Raw genomic sequence first — 3112 nt, 5'->3', positions numbered from 1 at the left:
GGTTTTGTTTGTAATTTTTCCTGCATCTGAACTAAAGCATTCAACTTTTTTAAGTAGGCAATCTCCATTTCTAAACGTTCGACTTTCGTTTGTAATGCCTCCACTGTTTCTTCATCTGGTCTTGGTTTCTGTGTTTCTGGTTTATTTGTATCTTTCTTCAAGGATGGACGCCCCTTTTTCTTTGATTCCAGGGCATTAATTCCACCTTGTTCAAACTGTAGTTGCCATTTTCGAACCATTGCGTGTGTGGGAAGATTGAATATGGCAGCAGTTTCACGGTAGGATGTACCCATTTGATTTATATAATTAAGTACATCCATTTTAAACTTCGTAGAATAGCTTGTATAGGATTTTATAAAGGCACTTTCTCCATGATGTTCAAATAGGCGAATCCATGCACTTAAAACACTTTCGTGAACACCAATACCTTTGGCAATTTCCCCTATTGATTCATTCCCACACTTATACCTTAAAACACTATGGATCTTTTCCTTCACTGTAAATTTAGCCATAAAAAACACCCCGTAAATGTTAGAATGGTGTCTAACATTTACGGGGCAGATCAATTTGGCCTGGTTTATCTTTATTTTACGAAAGTCTTGTAAACAATGAGGGAATCCATTTTTGTACGGAACGATAGGCAAGTCCATTAATATAGAAGAAATAGCTAATAATACCGCCAGTCTTAATGATTCCTTTAGCTAACTTCCGAATATTCTTCTGTTTGCGAACCTTTCCATCCGATAAATAAATCCCTAATAAACCTCGGTTAATAAGCTGGTGGAATTTTTTATGCGGTAGGAATTCGGTATGTCTGTCTGCTTCACTGACAAAATGTTTTAACCGTTTAAAAAGTGTTTCTGGGTTTTCATAATAAAAACAAAAATTCAAGTCGCCGCCTTCTCGATCTTCTTCTTGGTCGATAAAATAATCTAATAAAATATGTAGCCCTTGTATGTATGGAAAATATCCTTTCCGAATATTTTCTGCATCCTCCGAACGAAAATCTTCTCTCATTGCATAAGAAATAAGGCAGAATATTCCCAAAGTGGAACCAGAGCAGGCAGAAAACTCGTACCATTCCATCTCTGGCAGGTTACTTTGATGGTCTGCAAACCATTTTTCCAGCCTAGGTACACGTTCTTCTTGAATCACATGCTTGTGGATTTGCAGGTTACAATAATATTCGCATAGCTCCAAAAGGTAATCTTTTATTATGGGATAGTGTTCTAGTTCATTTAATACTGACCTGCACGTTTTAGCTAAATCATTTAAATAGCCGCCATCGTTCTGATCCACACGAAACCGATAATAATTTCTAGGCTCGCTTCCAAGTGTAAGGGCATCTCGCATGGATTCGTGAAGGGCAGCAAAATCCTTTGGATCAAGCGATGTACTCCGATCACAAAGATTATCTAAGTAATCGCTAATGGTCTGATAAGCGACAATAAATTTCACTGCTTTTTTATACTCATTATTCGCGGATAGAGCAAGAATACCTCCGCCTTCACAATGAAAGGTTTTATGTTCAATACTAGCAAGAGCTTGTGTTCTAAGCTCCTGGTTAGGGATGCTTTCTGCTCGGGACCTCCAGTAACCAAGTTCTTGATGGACTGCTGGAATAATGCGGCGGTATACATTCGACATGAGTCTGATTGGCATCATGGAGATATCTTCCCTTTCTTAAACAATATAACCGATTGCTTTTAATTGACTGATGACAAAATCTTTAGCGTATTCAAATATATCTTCCCGGTCTGGTTCATTAAAAATTTCATGATAAAGCTTTGGCCATTCTTTAAACCTTTTTTCTGATAAAGGTGCATGGTTGAACCAGTCCTTAACAGGAGATTTATTAACAATTTTATCGTCGCCGGCTTGCATAACAAGCATTGGCACATCCTTGGTGCCTTCAATGGACAGAAATGCCTCTTTCATGGCCCCAACTAATTCTCGGTACCATCTAACTGAGACTTTTGTGATGTAAAGAGTATCACCTTCATCTGCCTCAATAACATCTTGATTTCTTGTTGCCATTTCAACATTTATGCCAGAATTCATTCGTAAAGAAGGGAAAACCACATTAATTCCATGTGAAAGCAAATCTAAAATCTTTGGCGGTTTATGTGTTAAGCCCAAGCATGGTGACGAGAGAATCACACCTGCCAAATTTAATCGTTCTTCCTGCAATAGACGAATTGTAATTAAGCCTCCCAAACTATGTCCTAATAAAAAAATAGGCAACTCATAACGATAGGCTGCTTTAATCCAATCCTTTACTTCACTTAAATACTCTTCAAAAGAATCTATATGGCCCCTGCGGGATCTTGTTGTCATACCCTGCCCAGGAAGATCACCCATAATGACATGAAATCCGGACTTGCGCCACATTTCAATGAGCCAGCCGTAACGCCGATGATGTTCCATTGCACCATGAACCATCACAATCACAGCCTTCGCTTCCCCTTCTGCTTCCCACTTCCACATAGTTTTTCCCCCTAGAAAAAAATTCTATTTAGTATAATATTAAAGTTAATATGTATTTCAGTCAAAAAGGAGCGACTCTGATGATTTATCCCTACAAAGGAAAGTATCCAAAAATTGCAAATTCTGCATTCATTGCAGATTTTACCACTATTACAGGTGATGTTGAAATAGGCGAGGAATCAAGTGTTTGGTTTAACTCTGTTATTAGAGGAGATGTTGCGCCTACTGTTATCGGAAAGAAAGTTAATATTCAAGACAACTCCGTTCTGCACCAAAGCCCGAATAATCCATTGATTTTAGAAGATGATGTAACCATTGGTCATCAGGTAATTCTCCATAGTTGTATTATTCGTAAAAAAGCGTTAATCGGCATGGGATCGATTATTCTAGATCAGGCCGAAATCGGAGAAGGTGCGTTTATAGGTGCAGGCAGTCTCGTGCCACAAGGTAAAAAGATCCCTCCTAATACCTTAGCATTTGGCAGACCTGCAAAAGTTATTAGAGAATTAAATGAACATGACATTAGTGAAATGAACAGGATTTATACAGAATATGCAGAAAAAGCCCAATATTATAAATCATTGCAGAAATAATTATTAAAAAATAGGGCTGTGTTAGAACTATG

At 37.9% G+C, this 3112-nt stretch carries 4 protein-coding genes; 1 reads left to right on the top strand and 3 read right to left on the bottom strand.

Annotated elements, in window-relative coordinates; genetic code table 11:
- From CHI06_RS25385 to CHI06_RS25375, 3 genes are all read right to left on the bottom strand, one after another.
- A partial coding sequence (locus CHI06_RS25385; RefSeq protein ID WP_179292784.1) for a helix-turn-helix domain-containing protein occupies positions 1-512 on the bottom strand: 512 nt, incomplete at its 3' end.
- Between the two features lie 76 nt (positions 513-588).
- The gene (locus tag CHI06_RS25380) at positions 589-1665 is read right to left on the bottom strand and encodes a tetraprenyl-beta-curcumene synthase family protein (RefSeq protein WP_095251418.1); all 1077 of its coding nucleotides are present in this window, start codon (positions 1663-1665) and stop codon (positions 589-591) included.
- 18 nt (positions 1666-1683) lie between these two features.
- Positions 1684-2487, bottom strand: coding sequence for an alpha/beta hydrolase (locus tag CHI06_RS25375; protein WP_095251417.1), 804 nt, complete (start codon positions 2485-2487; stop codon positions 1684-1686).
- 80 nt (positions 2488-2567) lie between these two features.
- Between CHI06_RS25375 and CHI06_RS25370 the strand changes: the two genes are divergently transcribed.
- The gene (locus CHI06_RS25370; RefSeq protein ID WP_095251415.1) at positions 2568-3080 is read left to right on the top strand and encodes a gamma carbonic anhydrase; all 513 of its coding nucleotides are present in this window, start codon (positions 2568-2570) and stop codon (positions 3078-3080) included.
- Positions 3081-3112 lie beyond the last annotated feature (32 nt).

Origin of the sequence: Bacillus sp. 7884-1 (assembly GCF_002272245.1) — a bacterium.
In the GTDB taxonomy this organism is placed as follows: domain Bacteria; phylum Bacillota; class Bacilli; order Bacillales; family Cytobacillaceae; genus Neobacillus.
Note: the sequence above shows the minus strand (reverse complement) of the source record. Positions and strands in the feature narration are given on the sequence as shown.